This is a genomic window from Streptomyces sp. NPDC017940 (assembly GCF_044328435.1).
In the GTDB taxonomy this organism is placed as follows: Bacteria; Actinomycetota; Actinomycetes; order Streptomycetales; family Streptomycetaceae; genus Streptomyces.
Window position 1 is genome coordinate 95,009 of the sequence record NZ_JBIRHJ010000005.1, and the last position, 16,681, is coordinate 111,689.

Consider the following 16,681-nt stretch of genomic DNA (forward strand, 5'->3'; position numbering starts at 1 on the left):
GCGGGGCCGTTCCGGGAGGCCGCGCGGCATTCGGGCCCCGCGGGCGCGAAACGCCTTCGCGCACAGGAGTGCTGACGGGGTGTGAGCGTAGCGTTTGGGGCCGTGGCGCACGGGTACTTCGCCGCGGTCCTTGTCCGTACTCGCACCGGGAAGCCCCATGGCCGCACACGCCGAAACCGAGTCCGTCACCCCCGTCCCGGTTGCGGGCCGCAGCCGGGGCGCGGTGATCGTCAGCTGGCTGACCACGACGGACCACAAGAAAATCGGCCATCTGTACCTGATCACGTCGTTCGTGTTCTTCCTCGTCGGCGGGCTCCTCGCCATGGCGATCCGCGCGGAACTGGCCCGCCCAGGCTTGCAGTTGCTCTCCCCCGAGCAGTACAACCAGTCGTTCACGATGCACGGCACGATCATGCTGTTGCTGTTCGCCACGCCCACCTTCGCGGGTTTCGCCAACGCGATCATGCCGTTGCAGATCGGCTCCCCCGACGTGGCCTTCCCCCGGCTGAACATGCTCTCGTACTGGCTGTTCCTGTTCGGCGGGCTGATCGTGCTCGGCAGCTTCCTCACCCCGCAGGGCGCCGCCGACTTCGGCTGGACCGCCTACACCCCGCTCAGCGGCGGGGAGCGCACCCCCTACATCGGCGGCGACCTGTGGATCATGGGGCTGGCGCTCGCGGGGTTCGGCACGATCCTCGGCTCGGTCAACTTCATCACCACCATCATCTGTCTGCGCGCCCCCGGGATGACGATGTTCCGGATGCCGATCTTCACCTGGAACGTGCTGCTCACCTCGGTCCTGGTGCTGCTGGCCTTCCCCGTGCTCGCTGCGGCGCTGCTGGTCCTTGAGGCCGACCGGCGCTTCGGCTCCCAGGTCTTCGCCGCCGAGAACGGCGGGGCGATCCTGTGGCAGCACCTGTTCTGGTTCTTCGGCCATCCCGAGGTCTACATCCTGGCGCTGCCGTTCTTCGGTGTGATCAGCGAGATCATCCCGGTCTTCGCCCGCAAACCGATCTTCGGTTACATGGGGCTGGTGGGGGCGACCATCGCGATCGCGGGTCTGTCCGTCACCGTGTGGGCCCACCACATGTTCGCCACCGGCGCCGTACTGCTGCCGTTCTTCTCCTTCATGACCTATCTGATCGCCGTGCCCACCGGGGTGAAGTTCTTCAACTGGATCGGCACCATGTGGAAGGGCTCACTGTCCTTCGAGCCGCCCATGCTGTGGGCGGCCGGCTTCCTGGTGACGTTCCTCTTCGGCGGTCTGACCGGGGTGATCCTGGGCTCGCCGCCGCTGGACTGGCACGTCACCGACACCTACTTCGTCGTCGCGCACTTCCACTACGTCCTGTTCGGCACCATCGTGTTCGCGATGTTCGGCGGCTTCAGCTTCTGGTGGCCCAAGATGACCGGCACCATGCTCGACATGCGCCTGGAGAAGATCCACTTCTGGACGCTGTTCATCGGCTTCCACACCACGTTCCTGGTCCAGCACTGGCTCGGGGCCGAGGGCATGCCCCGCCGCTACGCCGACTACCTGGCCGCCGACGGCTTCACCGCCCTGAACACCATCTCCTCGCTGGGGGCCTTCCTGCTGGGCCTGTCCACCCTGCCCTTCCTGTACAACGTGTGGAAGACCGCCAAGTACGGCAAGAGGATCGACGTCGACGACCCCTGGGGTTTCGGCCGTTCCCTGGAGTGGGCCACCTCCTGCCCGCCGCCCCGCCACAACTTCACCACCCTGCCCCGCGTGCGCTCGGAGTCCCCCGCCTTCGACCTGCACCACCCCAGGATCAGCGCCCAGGACCAGGCCCGCGCCACCGGCCGGCGCGACGCCATCGAGCCCGACGACGGGATCTCCACCAAGGCCCCGGGCGAGGAGAAGGACTGAGGCGGGGCCCTGGCCGTTCGCCGCCGCAAGAAGAAACGCGCGGCGAACGGCCAGGGCCCCCGGTCCTGCCCGCCGCCCGCTCGCTACTCGCTGTTCTTCTGCACCAGGCAGTCGTAGCCCAGCTGCATCGCGTCGGCGGCCGCCAGCGTGGACAGGGCGCCCGTCACGGTCCGCGTGGCCCGCGGCCACAGCAGCCGGGCGCCGGTGAGGGTGGTGGTCAGCCACACGCTCATGCAGAACGGGCAGGTGACCAGCTCGCCCACGGTCGACCTGAGAGGTCCCCCGCGCGCGCTCTCGCTGACCTCGGCGGGGCCGCCGTCCGACTCGTAGCGGGTGAAGGGCGCCCGCAGGGGACTGGTGACCGAGCCCTTGCTCAGCAGCCGGCTGAGCCGGAAGGTGGCCGTCGCCGCGAGCAGGATGTCCCAGGGCTCGGGGCGCTCCGGGATCGCCGTCCTGCGCAGGCGCACGGCCGCACCCCAGGCCGCGGCGTACGCGCCGAACGCGGCCACCGCCCCCAGGTGATTGCCGAGCCGGTGTTCCTCACCCCCGGAGTAGGCCCTGCTCGCACGCCGGAACACCTGTTTGGCCCGTTGCATGTGGTGCCTTTCCTGTCAGTGCTGTGAAACCGCTGCCGTCTCACCCTTTCGCGAGGGGGCGGCAGCTCGCCGCGGCGTGGTGCGCGCGGCGCGGGTCCCGTTCTGCGGCACGGGTAACCGTTCGGGGCGGACGAAAACGAGGGGACCGCCGCCGTCCCCGCCGCAGGGCGCGTCTGAGCCATCCGGTGCACCCCGCCCGCGGACCGGGCGTGTGCCGGAAGGAGTCCGCCGCGGGTGCGGGAGGTTGGGCGAACGGGTACCCGGTGGACGCGGCGGACATGGAGCGCGGCTACGGGGGTACTCCGCCCACTCGCTCTCATCGAGGAGAAGCATCGTGACCTTCAACCCTTTGGAGCAGCGGGGCATCCCGCTGGACCGGCAGCTGCGCAGCTGGCGCGAGCTGGACGTCAAGCCGATCGACCCGGACCGCTGTGACCCCTACACCCGCTGTCGCATCATCACGATGAACGGCATCGAGGTCGAAGCGATCATGTTCAGCCACCAGCTGGCACGCAACACGGTGGACCCGGAGGTCAAGCGGCAGCTGGCCAGGGTCCGTTACATCGAGGCCCAGCAGCAGAAGGCGGTCAACTGGCTGCTGCCCGGGGTGTCGTCCGTGCTCGAGACGACGATCGCCTACGAGCAGGTGGCGGTGGACCTGACGGCCTGGGTGGCCCGGATGGAGCCGGACCCGTACCTGAAGCAGGCCTACCAGTTCGGGGTCCTGGAGGACTTCGACCACCTGTACCGGTACGCGAACCTGTACGAGATGATCGAGCACCGCAAGGCGGAGTCGATCGTCGACAACCTCACCGAGGTCATGCCGGGCCGGCCCACGAAGTTCCACCACCGCGACCCGGTCGACAACGTCCGCGACCCCTACGCCAAGGACGAGACCAGCCCGCTGTCCAAGCTGCACGCGCTGACGATCCTGTCGGCGGAGCAGCAGACGATGAACTTCTACATGAACACCGGCCCCACCTACATGGAGCCGATCGCCCGCCAGCTCTACCAGGAGATCGGGCTCATCGAGGAGGAGCACGTCACCCACTACGAGTCCCTGGTGGACCCGGGTGAGACGTGGTGGGAGCAGCTGGTCAACCACGAGTACAACGAGTGCTACCTCTACTACTCCTTCATGGAGCAGGAGAGCGACCCGCGGGTCAAGGCGATCTGGGAACTGCACCTGAACATGGAGCTCGAGCACCTGCACCACGCCTGCGACCTGATGCGCCGCCACGACGGGCGCGAGCCGGAGTCGGTCCTGGCGCCGGAGCTGCCCAACGTGCTCACCTTCGAGCCGAACAAGGGCTACCTGCGCGAGCTGCTGGACACCCAGATGGATCTGACCACGCTGGGCGCGGGCTATGTGCGCGAGGCGCACGAGCGGTTCGAGCAGATGCAGGAGCAGATCCACGGCGGTGAGCAGCCGCCCAGCGAGCGGGTGATGGCCGAACACGGGGCGATGTTCGGACGCGAGTACCGCGTGCAGACCGAGGGTGAGCACCCCGACCCCTCCCAGCGGGAGAAGTGAGGCAGCCGGCCATGAGCGAACTCTCCACCCCGCAGGCGGGCGACGACCACGCCAGGGACACGGATGTGGTGTCCTTGCTGATGCGCCAGCACGGGGACATCCGCAACCTCTTCGACGAGGTCGAGGCGTGCACCGGCGCGGAGCGCCGCGATGCCTTCCGCCGCCTGGTGCGCCTGCTCGCCGTGCACGAGACGGCCGAGGAAGAAGTGGTCCACCCCTTCTCGCGGCATGCTCTGCCCGGCGGCGAGCAGGTCGTCGCGGACCGTCTCGCCGAGGAGCGGGCGGCCAAGGAGACACTGGCGGCCCTGGACGACCTGGACCCCGACGACCCGAAGTTCATGCCCCAGCTGATGCGGCTGCGCACGGACGTCCAGGAACACGCCCGGGCCGAGGAGCGCTACGAGTTCACCCACATCCGCCGCAGCACCGACGTCACGAACCTGGCCGCGATGGCCAAGGCGGTCAAGGCGGCGGAGGCGATGGCACCCACCCGGCCCCACCCGGGCGTGGAGTCGGGTGCGGCGAACATGGCGCTGGGTCCGGTCGCGGCGCTGATGGACCGCACCCGCGACGCGGTACGCAACGCCATGGGCAAGGACGGCTGACCCCACCGGGCGTCCGCTGCCCGCCGCGCAGCGGAGGCCCGCCCGGAACGGACACCCCCGCACAAGCCCTCCGGCAGGGCCCGATTACCTCACTGCCGGACAGGCGGAAATCTATGTCGGCCGGAGTAGACATTGGTCGGTGGCGTGGGTATGGTTTCTCTCGTAGCCGAGATCAGTGAAGCCCGGCAGAGACGAACTGCCGGGCAGCAGTACAGATTTGTGCAGGACGCAGGACGGTGCGGTGGTGGAGTTCCGAAGCCAGAGCAGACGCAGGACGGCGACGGGACTGACGACCGCACCGGGTGGCCCGCAGTGATCAGGGGCCGCCAGGAGCAGTACCCAGCAGTTGCACTACCCCGCAGTGAAGTCAGTGAGCAGGACCTCGGTGAAGGCGTCGGCTGCGGACGCGCGCACCGGACCAGCAGTACGCAGAAAAGCAGTACCAGCAGGAAAGCGGCACCAGCAGTAACAGCAGTACGCAAGAAAGCAGTATCAGCAGGAGAGCAGTACCAGCAGTAGGCAAGTGCTCGGTTGCAGAGGGAAGAAACGGAGGAGCAGGGCGCCATCAGGATCGCCCGGGCGGAATGACTGAGCTCGGGTACCGCAGGACATCGATAGTGAGGTGGTCTCCGGTCAAGCAACCGCGATCCCCGCATTCCCGGCAGCGTTCCGGCCGGGTCCGCGGAAACAGAACGCCGGCGCGGTACTGAAGCCGGCAGATGGTGTAGCAGTTCCTTCGGGGCCCTGGCGCCAACGGCGCCAGGGCCCCTCCACGCGTTCCGCCGAGAGGTGCAGATGACAGCTGACGACTCCTACGGGCGTCTCGACGATGACGACTATCCCGCCTACACCATGGGCCGGGCCGCCGACATGCTCGGCACCACTCAGGGCTTCCTGCGTGCCATCGGCGAAGCCCGTCTGATCACTCCGCTCCGCTCCGCGGGCGGCCACCGCCGCTACTCCCGCTACCAGCTGCGCATCGCGGCCCGTGCCCGGGAGCTCGTGGACCAGGGCACCCCCGTCGAGGCCGCCTGCCGCATCATCATCCTCGAGGACCAGCTCGAAGAGGCCCAGCGCCTCAACGCCGCCTACCGCCGCGCCGCCGGGGAGTGAGCGGGCCGGGGCCCGCAGGACCAGACGCCGGGTTCGCCGCGTCCACCGGGTCCACCGGGTCCGCCGCGTCCACCGGGTTCGCCGGGTCCGGCTCCGGACGGTGGACGGACCGGTGGTGGCGGGCTGCCACGGCGGCGAAGAGGGCGCCGGCGGCCAGGACGATCAGGCCCCGCAGCCACACCTCCCGGTCGACCTGGGTCGCCAGCACCACGCACGACAGGGCGCCGAGCGCGGGCACCGGCGCGGGGGCCCGGAAGTGCTCCCGCCCGCCCGGCCTGCGGCGCAGTACCAGCGCGGCGGTGTTCACGATGAAGAAGACGACCAGGAGCAGGAGCACCAGGGTGGCGGCCAGGGTGGCCACGCTGCCGGTCACGGCCAGGAGCAGGGAGAGCGCGGTGGTGGCGGTGATCGCGGCCCACGGGGTGCGGCGCCCCGGCAGGACGCGGGTCAGGGCGCTGGGCAGCAGTCCGTCGCGGGCCATCCCGAAGGCGAGGCGGGAGGTCATGATGCCGGTCAGCAGGGCGCCGTTGGCGACGGCGATGAGGGCCACGACGCTGAAGACCCGGGGCGGCACGGCGCCGGCCGCCTTGACGACCTCCAGCAGGGGGCCGCTGCTGTGCACCAGGGTGTGTGTCGGTACGGCCGCCGCGGCCACGCAGCCCACCAGCACATACACCGCGCCGGCGGTGAGCAGCGCGCCGAACAGGGCGCGGGGGTAGGAGCGGCGCGGGTCGCGGGTCTCCTCGGCGACGTTGACGGACGTCTCGAAGCCGACGAAGGAGTAGTAGGCAAGCACGGCCCCGCTCAGCACCGCGGCCGCGGGCCCGCTGTGGGGGGTGCCGACCTCGGTCAGACGGCCCAGGTCGGCGTCGCCGCGGGCCATGACCCAGACGCCGAGGCCGATGACCAGCAGCAGCCCGCCCACCTCGATGACGGTGGCGACGGCGTTGGCGCGGGTGGAGGCGCTGATGCCGCGCAGGTTGAGCAGGGCGAGCCCGGCCAGGAAGACCAGGGCGACCGGTACCAGGGGCAGGGAGACGAACTCGGTCAGATAGTCCCCGGCGAAGCCCCGCGCCAGCGCCGCCACCGACACCACTCCGGCCGCCAGCATGCAGAAGCCGGCGAGGAAGCCGGTGAAGGGGCCGTAGGCCAGGGTCGCGTAGTGCGAGGCGCCCCCGGCGCGCGGGAAGCGGGTGGCCAGCTCCGCGTAGGAGGCCGCGGTCAGCAGGGCAAGGCCGAGGGCCACGGCCAGCGGCAGCCACACCGCGGGACCCGACTCGGCGGCCACCTGGCCCACCAGCACGTACACCCCCGCGCCCAGGACGTCCCCGAGGATGAAGAAGTACAACAGTGTGGTGGTGAGGGCCGGGCGCAGCGGTGAGCTGTCCGGTCCTGCCCCGGCGGCCGGGGGCCGGGGGGTGTGCGTGTCGTTCATGAGCCACGTGTGCCCCGCCGCGGGCGCGGCTACCAGCATTGCCGCCGTTCGGCCGCCCCCCCGGCCCGCGGCGGGCGGGGGTACCGGCAAGGCGTGGCTGGCGCCTGGCGGCTGATGCATGGCGGCTGGTGGCATTGGGGGGCATTAGGGGGCATTGCTCGAAACCGCTTCGGCCCCGCACTGTTGCACTGCTGTTTTCCGGGTAAACGAGCTCGCGTGACCAAGGACGGCGGGGGAAACATGGCGGACCGGATGCGGGTGGCGGCGGCCGACACCGAGTGGAAGTCGCCGGCCGGCGGGTTCCTCTCGGTGTCCGCGGCGTTCGAGGACAGCCAGGACATCGGGGCGGCCAGGGACCTGGCCCGGGACTTCTTGACCGACGTGCAGGCCGTGCACGGGCTGCCCGTGTCCGGCCGGGCCATGGGCACGGTGCAGCTGGTGGTCAGCGAGCTGGTGACCAACGCCCGCAAGTACGCCCCCGGGCCCTGTCTGCTGACCTTGGAGATCCAGGCAGGTGCCGTCGAGGTGAGCGTGTGGGACAGCAGCACCACCCTCCCGCTGATCCTGCCCGCGGACCCGCGCCGGGTCGGCCAGCACGGCCTTGAGATCGTCATCGCTGTCTGCGAGGGCTTCGCGGTGCGTCGCGAACCGGTGGGCAAGCGCATCACCGCGGCCATCACACTGTCCGACGTCCCGGGCGGGGCGTGACAGGCCCGCGACACCGCTCTGCCGCAGGGCGGTGACGCGGCGAAGCCCCCGGCGGCGGACCCGTTCCGCCCGGGGGCCTGTGCGGCCGCCGGCGATCAGGCGGTGAGCAGGGAGTCGTCCTCGGTGCGCGCCCCGGGCAGCCGGTGGCGGGCGGCGATGAGGGCGGTGTCGATGTCGCGGGTACCGGTCGACACGCACAGCGTGTAGGCGACGTCGTTCATCCGCTGCCGGGCCTGGTCGGTGCCCTTCTCGGCGTGCAGGGCGCGCAGCGTCTCGTACTGCTCGACCAGGTTCTTCAGCACGACCGGGTGTGCCATCAGCATCGGGTGTCTCCCTCACAGCGCTTTTCACAGGGGGTGTGCATCGACCCTTGTGCCCCGCGTCCCGGCCCTCATGCACCGGTGTTGCGCCTTGGTGCCGGGCAGGGGCACTCACGCGGCCTGCGTGAGCTCCGCGCGGCCGAAGAGCAGGGCGTATCCGCCGGGGAGTGCGGTGAGGACGCGGTCCAGGAGGGCGCGGCCCGCCAGGCGGCCGACGACGGTGAGGACGGCTCCGGTGTCCCAGCGGGCGGTGGCGGGTGTGCCGCCCGTGCGGGCGGCCAGGTCCTTGACGAAGGCCCAGCCGGTGAGTTGGCGGGTGTCGGGGATCTGGCCGGTGAAGAGGCGGGCGGCCTCGGCGGGCAGGCGGGCGGCGAGGTCCACGCGCTCGTCGCCGGTGAGCTGGCGGCCCAGTGCCTCGAGGACCGCGCGGGTGACCTCCTCGGCCCGCTCGCGGGTGGGGTACGCGCCCTCGTACCGGATCTTTTCCAGCATCTGGTGAAACGTCGTACCGGTGGGGGCGGAAGCCGGTTCACGCAGCGGAAGCATCGGAGAACGTGCTGCCTTTCTCGCCTCGGGGGGCGCTGTCGCCGGCAGGGGGCGGGCGGCCATGGGGTGCCGGGCCCCCTGCCGGGGCGGGGGATGTGGTTTCTGGAGCCGGTCTGCTTTCCCGGCCGGGCTGCCGGGGCGCGCTCTTCTCGGCCGAGCTGCCGGGGCTCGCCTTTCCCAGCCGAGCTCGCGTTGCTCAGCCGAGCAGCTGGGCGCGCGTCACTCAGCTGAGCTGCTTGTGCTCGCGCTCCGCGCCGATCGCGATCTTGCGGGGCTTGGCGCGCTCGGCGATCGGGATGCGCAGCGTGAGTACGCCCGCTTCGTAGTCGGCGGTGATGCGCTCGGTGTCCAGGGTGTCGGCGAGGACCAGCTGGCGGGAGAAGGCGCCGAGAGGCCGCTCGGAGAGCTCCATCTGGGCGTCCTCGGACTTCGCCACCGGGCGGCGCTCGGCCTTGACGGTGAGCATGTTCCGCTCGACATCGATCTCGATCGCGTCCCTGGCGACGCCGGGCAGGTCGAGGGCGATCACATACTCCTCGCCCTGGCGGTAGGCGTCCATCGGCATGGCCGAGGGCCTGGACCAGGTGCCGGCCACGCCGGTCAGCTGCTGCGCGAGCCGGTCGAGTTCGCGGAACGGGTCAGTGCGCATCAACATCGCGAAAACACCTCCACAGGTCTGGCAGGAACTGCCAATGCGCTTCGTCTGCCACCGTTGTAGCATGTCATCCAAACGATGACAACCGGCATGTCGTCCGGACGATGACGCTGTGAGAGTGGTTCCCATGAACGCATCCCCTCCCGCGCCCGGCACTCCCGGCGCCCCCTCCCCCGCTCCCGGCCCCGCCTCCTTCCTCGCGGCCGCGGCGGCGCTGGACACCATCGGCGAAGCCGTGCGCACCGCCCAGGACCCGCAGGAGTCGCCGCCGCCCGACGGCGAGCAGGCCAGTAGCGAACAGGCCCTGGCCGCGCTGGTGATGCTGCGCGAGCTGCGTGAACAACTCGCCGGGTGGGAGCCCGGCCTCATCGAGGCAGCCCGGGCGGCGGGCTCCAGCTGGGCCGATCTCGCCCGTCCGCTGGGCGTCGCCAGCCGGCAGGCCGCCGAGCGCCGCTATCTGCGCGTGCGCCCCGGCGCCCCCGGCACCACCGGGGAGCAGCGCGTGCAGGACACCCGCAACCGCCGCGCCGCCGACCGCAGCCTCACGGCCTGGGCCCAGGCCAACGCCGCCGACCTGCGGCAGCTCGCCGGCCAGGTCACCGCGCTCACCGACCTCTCCGCCGGGGCCCGCACCCCCCTGACCCGGCTCGCCCGGGCGCTCGCCGACGACGACGCCGCCAGCCTGATCACCCCCCTCGCCGACACCCGCACCCACCTCGAGGCCCGCCATCCCGACCTCGCGGCCCGCGTCGAGACCCTCACGCACACCGCCGACCGGCTGCGCCGCGCCGGCACCGGACACCCCTGAACCCCGGCCCGGAACCCGGGCACAGCACCCGGGCGCAGAATCCGGGCACAAAAAGAGCCCCGGCTGGACGGGGGGGACCAGCCGGGGCGGCAAGCGGTGGCGTGCGGAGGGCGGTCGCCTCTCGGCGAAAGGCTCCATGGGGCTTCAGCCGAACGATCGTCCCCATGGGCTATAGGTGAGGCCCGGGGACACTGTCCCCTCCGCAGCCACGTAGAGAAGAACGGCGCACCGGGCGGGGATGTTCCGGGCCAGCACCCCTTATCGATGTGAACTGGGGCACACCGGGGAAGAGCGGGCAGTGGTGTGGCCGGCCCGGCGGGCGGAGCGGGGTCTTCACGCCTGCCCGGACGGCGGACAGCCGCAGGGGCGCTCGGTGTGCGCTCAGAACGGCATGCGGCCGCGGGTGCGCCGGCCGGCCGAGCCGCTGCGGCCCACCGCCTTGGAGCTGCTGCGGAAGGGCTTGCTGAAGATCCGCCCCAGGATGCCGGGAGCCTTGCTGCCGGCCCGCGAGCCCACTCCCAGGGTGCGCTGGGTACCGCGTTCGGGGTGGCGCGACAGGCGCGGGACGAAGAAGGCGAGGACCGCGAGGACTATGCAGACCCCGACGATGCCGACGATCACCATGGAAGACTCCCTGAAGGGTGGGGCGAAGAGTGAGGCGTGTCTGTCGAGTGCCCCGCGGCGCCTTCTCCATGCGGTGGCCGCTCCCGCCGCAGGCGCCCAATACCGGCAGCGGGGGGCCGTGTTGCGCCCGGGACGCGCGCGGCGGCGTCAGGGGGCGGGGGCGCGGCCGGTCTTCCGGCTTCTGGTTGCCGGGGCGGGCCTTGCGGGCCTTGCGGGCCTCAGGACCGGCGGGGCAGCCGGTGCACGGTGACGTCCTCGATGGTGCCGTCGGCTGCCTCCACGCTCATGTAGGTGCAGTGGGGCTGCCTGCGGCGGTCCGTGGGAGAGCCGGGGTTGAGCAGGCGCAGGCCGCCCGGTGCGGTGGTGTCCCACGGGATGTGGCTGTGGCCGAACACCAGGACGTCCAGGTCGGGGAAGCGGTGCTCGCAGCGGGTTTCGCGGCCCTTGGCGGCTCCGGTCTCGTGGACGACGCCGAAGCGCAGGCCCGCCAGTTCGCGCCGGGCGACCTCGGGCAGCCGCCGCCGCAGGCCGGGCCCGTCGTTGTTGCCGTGGACCGCGAGGAGGTCACAGGAACGGGCCTGGAAGAGGTCGAGTGTGGCCTCGTCGATCCAGTCCCCGGCGTGGACGACCACGTCCGCGCCGCCGATCGCCTCCAGCAGGGCGTCGGGCAGCTGCCTGGCCCGGGTGGGCAGGTGGGTGTCGGAGGTGAGTACGAGCCGCATGTCCCCACGCTACGACGCGGGCGGCGGGGGCGGCGCGCCACGGCGCGAGCGATCCGCTCCCCACCGCGGCGCGCCATAGGAATTCCCTATGGCACCTGCTGACTTTTCGTCTTTGCCTCTCGTTTCTTCACGGACCTACCGTGAAACCGCTCGACGAGGTGCTCACCGCGCATTGTTCCCTCCGGATGTTCGCGCTCTGTGTACGTCGGCTCTTTTTCCGTCGAGCGGACCATGACGCGATCACGGCTACGACGCCCTTACGGCTACGACGCCGCTACGCGCCATCACGCGATCGAGAGGACCGGTGGCATGACCACGCTGGAGAACGGACCCGGAGCAGGAACGGGAACAGGAACACGAACGGGGCCCGGGTCGGGGGCGGGAGGGCTGGTGGGGAAGCGGGCCCTGGTCACGGGTGGTTCCCGGGGGATCGGGGCGGCCGTCGTGCGTCAACTCCTGGACGCCGGTGCCGAGGTGCTCACCACCGCCAGGTCGGCGACGGGCACGGTGCCCGAGGGGGCCGCCTTCGTGGAGGCCGACGTACGTACCCGGGCGGGAGCACAGGCACTGGCCGCGGCCGCGCGGAAGGCGCTCGGCGGGGTGGACCTCCTGGTCCACAACGCGGGCGGCGCGCAGCCGCACCCGGGTGCTCTGGCCATCCCCGAGGAGGAGTGGCTGGACGCGCTCGACCTGAACTTCCTGGCGGCGGTACGCCTCGACTCGCTGCTGGCCCCGGGGATGCGGGAGCGGCGTTCGGGGGCGATCGTGCACGTCTCCTCGGCCGCGGTGCCCACCGTGGCACCGCCGTTCTTGCACTACACCACGGCGAAGGCGGCGCTGGAGAACTACAGCCGGGGCCTTGCCGCGGAGCTGGCGCCCTACGGGGTGCGGGTCAACACCGTCTCTCCCGGCCGGACCGCCACCCCCGGCGGTGAAGCCACGCGTGAGCAGTGGGCGCGCCTGAACTCCGGTCCCGGCCAGGACACCACCGCTCCCCCGCTGGGCCGTGACGGCCGGCCCGAGGACATCGCCGAGGCGGTGCTGTTCCTCCTCTCCGGGCGGGCGGGCTGGCTGACGGGGAGCAGTCTCGTCGTGGACGGCGGTGAATTCCCCCGATGAGCCACGTCGAGAATCCGGTGCGGCACGTAAGGCAGCGGGAAGGGGAATTGCGGGGAAGGACCGCGCTGGTCACCGGCGGCACTTCCGGTATCGGTCTGGCAGCGGCCCGGCTGCTGGCCCGTGCGGGTGCCGACGTCGTCATCACCGGCCGCGACATCGAGCGCGGCCGCAGCGCGGCGCACGCCGTGCAGGGCGGTGCGGTCCGGTTCGTCGCGGCCGATCTGGCCGACCTGGACTCGGTCGCCGAACTGGGCCTCAGGAGCGGCCCGGTGGACATCCTCGTCAACAACGCGGGCGCCTTCCCCACCGCGCTCACCGTCGAGCAGCGCGTGGCGGACTACGAACGGGTCTTCGACACCAATGTGCGCGGGGCCTACTTCCTGGTGGCCGCGCTGGTGCCGCACATGCTCGAACGGGGCGGGGGCAGCATCGTCAACGTCACCTCGCTCTCGGCGTTCAAGGGCTTTCCCGGCGCCTCGGCCTACAGCGCGTCCAAGGCAGCGCTGACCTCGCTGACCCACACTTGGGCGGCGGAGTTCGCCGAGGGCGGGGTCCGGGTCAACAGTGTGGCTCCCGGTCCCACCCGTACCGAAGGCGTGCTGGCCGCGTGGGGTGAACAGGGCAACGAGGGGGTGGCCAGGGCGCTGGGGCTCCAGCGGACGGCCCGGGCGGAGGAGATCGCCGAGGCGATCTGCTTCCTCGCCTCCCCTCGTGCCAGTTACATCACCGGCACCACGCTGCACGTCGATGCCGGGGGCGCCGTCTTCTCCGGCGCCGGCGGCCTCTAGCGGGACATCTCAGGACACCGGTACCGGGGCCGGGGCGGCGGGCGTGGCGGGCGTGGCGGGTTCGGACCAGGTCTGTTGGCGCAGGAGGTGGAGCAGGGCTGTTTCCGCGGGGCCCGTGTCGGGTCGCAGTACGGCGATGACGGGCTGGCAGAGGGGCGGGGACAGCGGGCGGGTGAGGTGTTCGTGGCCGGGGGGTACCGCGGAGGCCGTCACGAGTGTCGCCCCCAGGCCGTGGGCGGCCCAGCGCACGGCCGTCGCGGTCTGGGACACGCGGGCGGCGGTGGCGGGTGCGCTGTTGCCCAGCGCGTTCAGGAGTACGCCGTCCAGGGCGCTGTCGCGGTCGAAGCGCACCCAGGGCCCGGCCCGCAGTGCGCGCAGCTCGACGCGGTCCGCGGTGAGCTGGGGGTGGCCGGGGGCGAGGACCACGACGAGTTCCTCCTCGCCCAGGCGGTGGGCGTCGGCGGGGCTGCGCTCGCACGCCGCCATCAGGGCAAGGCCCAGCGTGCCCCGGCGGCACAGCCGCTCCAGTTCGGCGGAGCTCGGTTCCTCGAGGACGGTGACCTCCAGGCGGGGGTAGCGGCGGCGCAGCGCGGCGAGCGCGTGCGGCAGCTGCCGGGTGCCGAAGCCCATCTGCACCGCGACCGTCACCTCGCCCACCAGATCCTCCGCGCCGGCCCGTGCCGCCGCCCGTGCCCGCCGTGCCGCGCTCACCGCGGCCTGTGCCTCGCGCAGGAACGCGCAGCCCACCGCGGTGGGCACAAGTCCGGTGGGCGTGCGGGTGAAGAGGCTCACGCCCAGCTCCCGTTCCAGGCCGCGGATCTGCTGGGACACCGAGGGCTGGGCGACGCGCAGCCGCTCCGCCGCCGCGGTCACCGAGCCCTCCTCGGCAACGGCCAGGGCGTACTCGAACTGGCGCAGGCTCATCGGCTGCGGTCCCCTCCCCGCGGGGGAGCGCAGTCCGCCCGCCGTCATCGTGGTGAAGGTGGACAACCCGCTGCCGGGGGCGGGAATTCCCCTGGACCCGGCCGGGCCCGGCCGGGGGGTGCCGGCCGGGGGCGCGGGGAAGCCTGCCGCCGCTGGTGCGGAACGGCTTTCCCTGGTCGTCGGCGGTGTGCGGCCGCTTGTCCGGCACTGCGCGGCGCAGGTTCCGGTTGCCGCTCCGCGGCCGGTGAGGGTGCCCCTCCGTGCCGGGGGGCGGGCGCGGGCGCGGGGGCCGGCGCGGGGTGGCGCCGCGCTCCCCCGGCGGGTTCACCGCTCCGGAGGTCTTGACAACTCGATTGGTCTGGACCAACTTTGCGCGCAGTGGCGGTGCCCACCGCCCTCGGCTTCCGTCCCCCACCTCTTACTGGAGGCACTCCGTGGACCGTGCACGTCAGGGCAGACCCGGCGTTCGCCGGAGGATCGGCGCGGTGATCGCCGCCGGTGCGGCCGCCGCGCTCGCCGTCACCGCGCTCGCCGCGCCCGCGCAGTCGGCGGACGCCAGGGCGGCGGACGTCAACGTGGCCAAGAACGCCGGGTTCGAAGCGGACCTGGCCAACTGGACCTGCGCCGCGAACAGCGGTGCCGCCGTGACCTCACCCGTGCACGGCGGCGCGAAGGCGCTCAGTGCCACGCCCTCGGGCCAGGGCACCGCCGAGTGTTCCCAGATCGTCAAGGTCAAGCCCAACTCCACGTACAAGCTGAGCAGCTGGGTGCAGGGCAGCTACGCCTACCTCGGCGCCCGCGGCACCGGCACCACCGATGTGTCGACCTGGACGCCGGGCGCCTCCTCCTGGCAGCAGCTCTCCACCAGCTTCACCACGGGGGCGAACACCACGTCGGTCACCGTGTACACGCACGGCTGGTACGGGCAGAGCGCCTACTACGTGGACGATGTGAGCGTCCTTGGGCCCGACGGGGGCGGCGGCCCCGACCCGGTGGAGATACCGGCCGTGCCGGCGGGTCTGGCCGCGGGCACGACGACGTCGGCCTCGGTGGAGCTGTCCTGGACCTCGGTGTCCACGGCCACCGGCTACACCGTCTACCGCGACGGCACGAAGGTCGCCTCCCCCGCAGGTGCCTCCACGACCGTCACCGGCCTCGCGCCGGACACCACGTACAGCTTCCAGGTGAGCGCCTCCAACGGCGCGGGCGAGTCCGCGAAGTCGGCGGCGGTGTCGGTACGGACCAAGGCCGGTGGCGGCGGGGACGGCGGCACCGTGCCCAAGCACGCGCTGACCGGCTACTGGCAGAACTTCAACAACGGCGCGAGCGTGCAGAAGCTGCGGGAGGTCTCCTCGCAGTACGACATCATCGCCGTCTCCTTCGCCGACGCCACCCCCACACCGGGCCAGATCACCTTCAACCTCGACCCGGCCGTGGGCTACGCCTCCACCGCCGACTTCAAGGCGGACATCGCCGCGAAGAAGGCCGCGGGCAAGTCCGTGATCCTCTCGGTCGGCGGCGAGAAGGGCACCGTCTCCGTCAACAGCGACGCCTCCGCCGCGGCCTTCGCCAACAGCGCCTACGCGCTGATGCAGGAGTACGGCTTCGACGGCGTCGACATCGACCTGGAGAACGGCCTCAACCCCACCTACATGACCAAGGCGCTGCGCCAGCTCTCGGCCAAGGCGGGCCCGAAGATGGTGCTCACGATGGCACCCCAGACCATCGACATGCAGTCCACCTCCGGCGGCTACTTCCAGACGGCGCTGAACGTCAAGGACATCCTCACGGTCGTCAACATGCAGTACTACAACAGCGGTTCGATGCTGGGCTGTGACGGCAAGGTCTACAGCCAGGGCAGCGTGGACTTCCTGACCGCGCTCGCCTGCATCCAGCTGGAAGGCGGCCTGGACCCCTCGCAGGTCGGCCTCGGCGTCCCGTCCTCCACGCGTGCCGCCGGCGGCGGCTATGTGGCCCCCTCGGTCGTGAACAACGCCCTGGACTGCCTGACCCGCGGCACCGGCTGCGGCTCCTTCAAGCCCTCCAGGACCTACCCCTCGCTGCGCGGCGCCATGACGTGGTCCATCAACTGGGACGCGACGGCGGGCAGCACGTGGTCGAACTCCGTCGGCCCGAAGGTGCACAGCCTTCCCTGACGAACCACCACCGCGGGGCGGGGGGGGGGGGGGGCCCCCGCCCCCCCCCCCCCGGCCCGGGGCGGGGGCCCCCCCCCGGGGGGGGGGGTGTGTGGTACCCCCAAAACTGTTGGCGCCCCCCCGGGCCCGGGTACCCC

17 protein-coding genes are annotated in these 16,681 nt (G+C 71.8%); 9 read left to right on the forward strand and 8 right to left on the reverse strand.

The window, feature by feature from the left end:
• Window positions 1–157 precede the first annotated feature (157 nt).
• A complete protein-coding gene (gene ctaD, locus ACH4DX_RS18600; RefSeq protein ID WP_398123413.1) occupies window positions 158–1,891 on the forward strand; it encodes a cytochrome c oxidase subunit I in 1,734 nt (577 codons plus the stop codon).
• An 83-nt stretch (window positions 1,892–1,974) separates the two neighbouring features.
• On the opposite strand, the gene ACH4DX_RS18605 is transcribed toward ctaD, so the two are convergent.
• On the reverse strand, window positions 1,975–2,487 hold the full coding sequence (locus ACH4DX_RS18605) for a DUF1360 domain-containing protein (RefSeq protein ID WP_398123414.1): 513 nt from the start codon (window positions 2,485–2,487) through the stop codon (window positions 1,975–1,977).
• Between the two features lie 334 nt (window positions 2,488–2,821).
• Here ACH4DX_RS18605 and ACH4DX_RS18610 point away from each other — a divergent pair, with 334 nt between their 5' ends.
• From ACH4DX_RS18610 to ACH4DX_RS18620, 3 genes are all read left to right on the forward strand, one after another.
• Window positions 2,822–4,021, forward strand: coding sequence for a hypothetical protein (locus tag ACH4DX_RS18610; protein ID WP_398123415.1), 1,200 nt, complete (start codon window positions 2,822–2,824; stop codon window positions 4,019–4,021).
• An 11-nt stretch (window positions 4,022–4,032) separates the two neighbouring features.
• Complete coding sequence (locus tag ACH4DX_RS18615; protein WP_398123416.1) at window positions 4,033–4,626, forward strand: hemerythrin domain-containing protein; 594 nt, start codon at window positions 4,033–4,035, stop codon at window positions 4,624–4,626.
• Between the two features lie 795 nt (window positions 4,627–5,421).
• Entirely contained in the window at window positions 5,422–5,739 is a 318-nt protein-coding gene (locus tag ACH4DX_RS18620) for a MerR family transcriptional regulator (RefSeq protein WP_398123417.1), read from the forward strand.
• Here the strand turns inward: ACH4DX_RS18620 and ACH4DX_RS18625 are convergent.
• Window positions 5,705–7,174, reverse strand: coding sequence for an APC family permease (locus ACH4DX_RS18625; protein ID WP_398155907.1), 1,470 nt, complete (start codon window positions 7,172–7,174; stop codon window positions 5,705–5,707). The two genes, ACH4DX_RS18620 and ACH4DX_RS18625, sit on opposite strands and share 35 nt — an antisense overlap.
• A 252-nt stretch (window positions 7,175–7,426) precedes the next feature.
• Between ACH4DX_RS18625 and ACH4DX_RS18630 the strand changes: the two genes are divergently transcribed.
• A complete protein-coding gene (locus ACH4DX_RS18630) occupies window positions 7,427–7,882 on the forward strand; it encodes an ATP-binding protein (protein ID WP_398123433.1) in 456 nt (151 codons plus the stop codon).
• A 95-nt stretch (window positions 7,883–7,977) separates the two neighbouring features.
• Here ACH4DX_RS18630 and ACH4DX_RS18635 read toward each other — a convergent pair whose 3' ends face one another.
• The 3 genes from ACH4DX_RS18635 to ACH4DX_RS18645 all read right to left on the reverse strand — a co-directional run bounded on the left by ACH4DX_RS18635 (window position 7,978) and on the right by ACH4DX_RS18645 (window position 9,403).
• Entirely contained in the window at window positions 7,978–8,205 is a 228-nt protein-coding gene (locus tag ACH4DX_RS18635; protein WP_398123419.1) for a DUF5133 domain-containing protein, read from the reverse strand.
• Between the two features lie 108 nt (window positions 8,206–8,313).
• A complete protein-coding gene (locus ACH4DX_RS18640; protein WP_398123420.1) occupies window positions 8,314–8,748 on the reverse strand; it encodes a DUF2267 domain-containing protein in 435 nt (144 codons plus the stop codon).
• A gap of 223 nt (window positions 8,749–8,971) precedes the next feature.
• Window positions 8,972–9,403, reverse strand: coding sequence for an Hsp20/alpha crystallin family protein (locus tag ACH4DX_RS18645; RefSeq protein WP_398123421.1), 432 nt, complete (start codon window positions 9,401–9,403; stop codon window positions 8,972–8,974).
• A gap of 127 nt (window positions 9,404–9,530) precedes the next feature.
• Here ACH4DX_RS18645 and ACH4DX_RS18650 point away from each other — a divergent pair, with 127 nt between their 5' ends.
• On the forward strand, window positions 9,531–10,211 hold the full coding sequence (locus tag ACH4DX_RS18650; RefSeq protein WP_398123422.1) for a type III effector protein: 681 nt from the start codon (window positions 9,531–9,533) through the stop codon (window positions 10,209–10,211).
• Between the two features lie 381 nt (window positions 10,212–10,592).
• On the opposite strand, the gene ACH4DX_RS18655 is transcribed toward ACH4DX_RS18650, so the two are convergent.
• Window positions 10,593–10,835 carry a DUF6411 family protein gene (locus ACH4DX_RS18655; protein WP_030565688.1) on the reverse strand — a complete coding sequence of 81 codons (243 nt, stop codon included), beginning with the start codon at window positions 10,833–10,835 and terminating at the stop codon, window positions 10,593–10,595.
• A 218-nt stretch (window positions 10,836–11,053) separates the two neighbouring features.
• Window positions 11,054–11,557, reverse strand: coding sequence for a metallophosphoesterase family protein (locus ACH4DX_RS18660; RefSeq protein ID WP_398155908.1), 504 nt, complete (start codon window positions 11,555–11,557; stop codon window positions 11,054–11,056).
• A gap of 309 nt (window positions 11,558–11,866) precedes the next feature.
• Between ACH4DX_RS18660 and ACH4DX_RS18665 the strand changes: the two genes are divergently transcribed.
• Window positions 11,867–12,676, forward strand: a complete 810-nt coding sequence (locus tag ACH4DX_RS18665) for an oxidoreductase (RefSeq protein ID WP_398155909.1) — start codon at window positions 11,867–11,869, stop codon at window positions 12,674–12,676.
• A gap of 47 nt (window positions 12,677–12,723) precedes the next feature.
• Entirely contained in the window at window positions 12,724–13,464 is a 741-nt protein-coding gene (locus tag ACH4DX_RS18670) for an SDR family NAD(P)-dependent oxidoreductase (RefSeq protein WP_398155910.1), read from the forward strand.
• 9 nt (window positions 13,465–13,473) lie between these two features.
• On the opposite strand, the gene ACH4DX_RS18675 is transcribed toward ACH4DX_RS18670, so the two are convergent.
• Window positions 13,474–14,388, reverse strand: a complete 915-nt coding sequence (locus tag ACH4DX_RS18675) for a LysR family transcriptional regulator (protein ID WP_398155911.1) — start codon at window positions 14,386–14,388, stop codon at window positions 13,474–13,476.
• Between the two features lie 434 nt (window positions 14,389–14,822).
• On the opposite strand from ACH4DX_RS18675, the gene ACH4DX_RS18680 reads away from it, so the two are divergent.
• Window positions 14,823–16,544, forward strand: a complete 1,722-nt coding sequence (locus tag ACH4DX_RS18680) for a chitinase (RefSeq protein ID WP_398155912.1) — start codon at window positions 14,823–14,825, stop codon at window positions 16,542–16,544.
• The last annotated feature ends 137 nt before the right edge of the window (window positions 16,545–16,681 follow it).

Bases quoted from the DNA above. Each gene is read 5' to 3' on its own strand.
- ctaD (WP_398123413.1), top strand. From the start codon at position 158: ATGGCCGCACACGCCGAAACCGAGTCCGTCACCCCCGTCCCGGTTGCG.
- ACH4DX_RS18605 (WP_398123414.1), bottom strand. From the start codon at position 2,487: ATGCAACGGGCCAAACAGGTGTTCCGGCGTGCGAGCAGGGCCTACTCC.
- ACH4DX_RS18615 (WP_398123416.1), top strand. From the start codon at position 4,033: ATGAGCGAACTCTCCACCCCGCAGGCGGGCGACGACCACGCCAGGGAC.
- ACH4DX_RS18620 (WP_398123417.1), top strand. From the start codon at position 5,422: ATGACAGCTGACGACTCCTACGGGCGTCTCGACGATGACGACTATCCC.
- ACH4DX_RS18625 (WP_398155907.1), bottom strand. From the start codon at position 7,174: ATGAACGACACGCACACCCCCCGGCCCCCGGCCGCCGGGGCAGGACCG.
- ACH4DX_RS18630 (WP_398123433.1), top strand. From the start codon at position 7,427: ATGCGGGTGGCGGCGGCCGACACCGAGTGGAAGTCGCCGGCCGGCGGG.
- ACH4DX_RS18635 (WP_398123419.1), bottom strand. From the start codon at position 8,205: ATGCTGATGGCACACCCGGTCGTGCTGAAGAACCTGGTCGAGCAGTAC.
- ACH4DX_RS18640 (WP_398123420.1), bottom strand. From the start codon at position 8,748: ATGCTTCCGCTGCGTGAACCGGCTTCCGCCCCCACCGGTACGACGTTT.
- ACH4DX_RS18645 (WP_398123421.1), bottom strand. From the start codon at position 9,403: ATGTTGATGCGCACTGACCCGTTCCGCGAACTCGACCGGCTCGCGCAG.
- ACH4DX_RS18650 (WP_398123422.1), top strand. From the start codon at position 9,531: ATGAACGCATCCCCTCCCGCGCCCGGCACTCCCGGCGCCCCCTCCCCC.
- ACH4DX_RS18655 (WP_030565688.1), bottom strand. From the start codon at position 10,835: ATGGTGATCGTCGGCATCGTCGGGGTCTGCATAGTCCTCGCGGTCCTC.
- ACH4DX_RS18660 (WP_398155908.1), bottom strand. From the start codon at position 11,557: ATGCGGCTCGTACTCACCTCCGACACCCACCTGCCCACCCGGGCCAGG.
- ACH4DX_RS18665 (WP_398155909.1), top strand. From the start codon at position 11,867: ATGACCACGCTGGAGAACGGACCCGGAGCAGGAACGGGAACAGGAACA.
- ACH4DX_RS18675 (WP_398155911.1), bottom strand. From the start codon at position 14,388: ATGAGCCTGCGCCAGTTCGAGTACGCCCTGGCCGTTGCCGAGGAGGGC.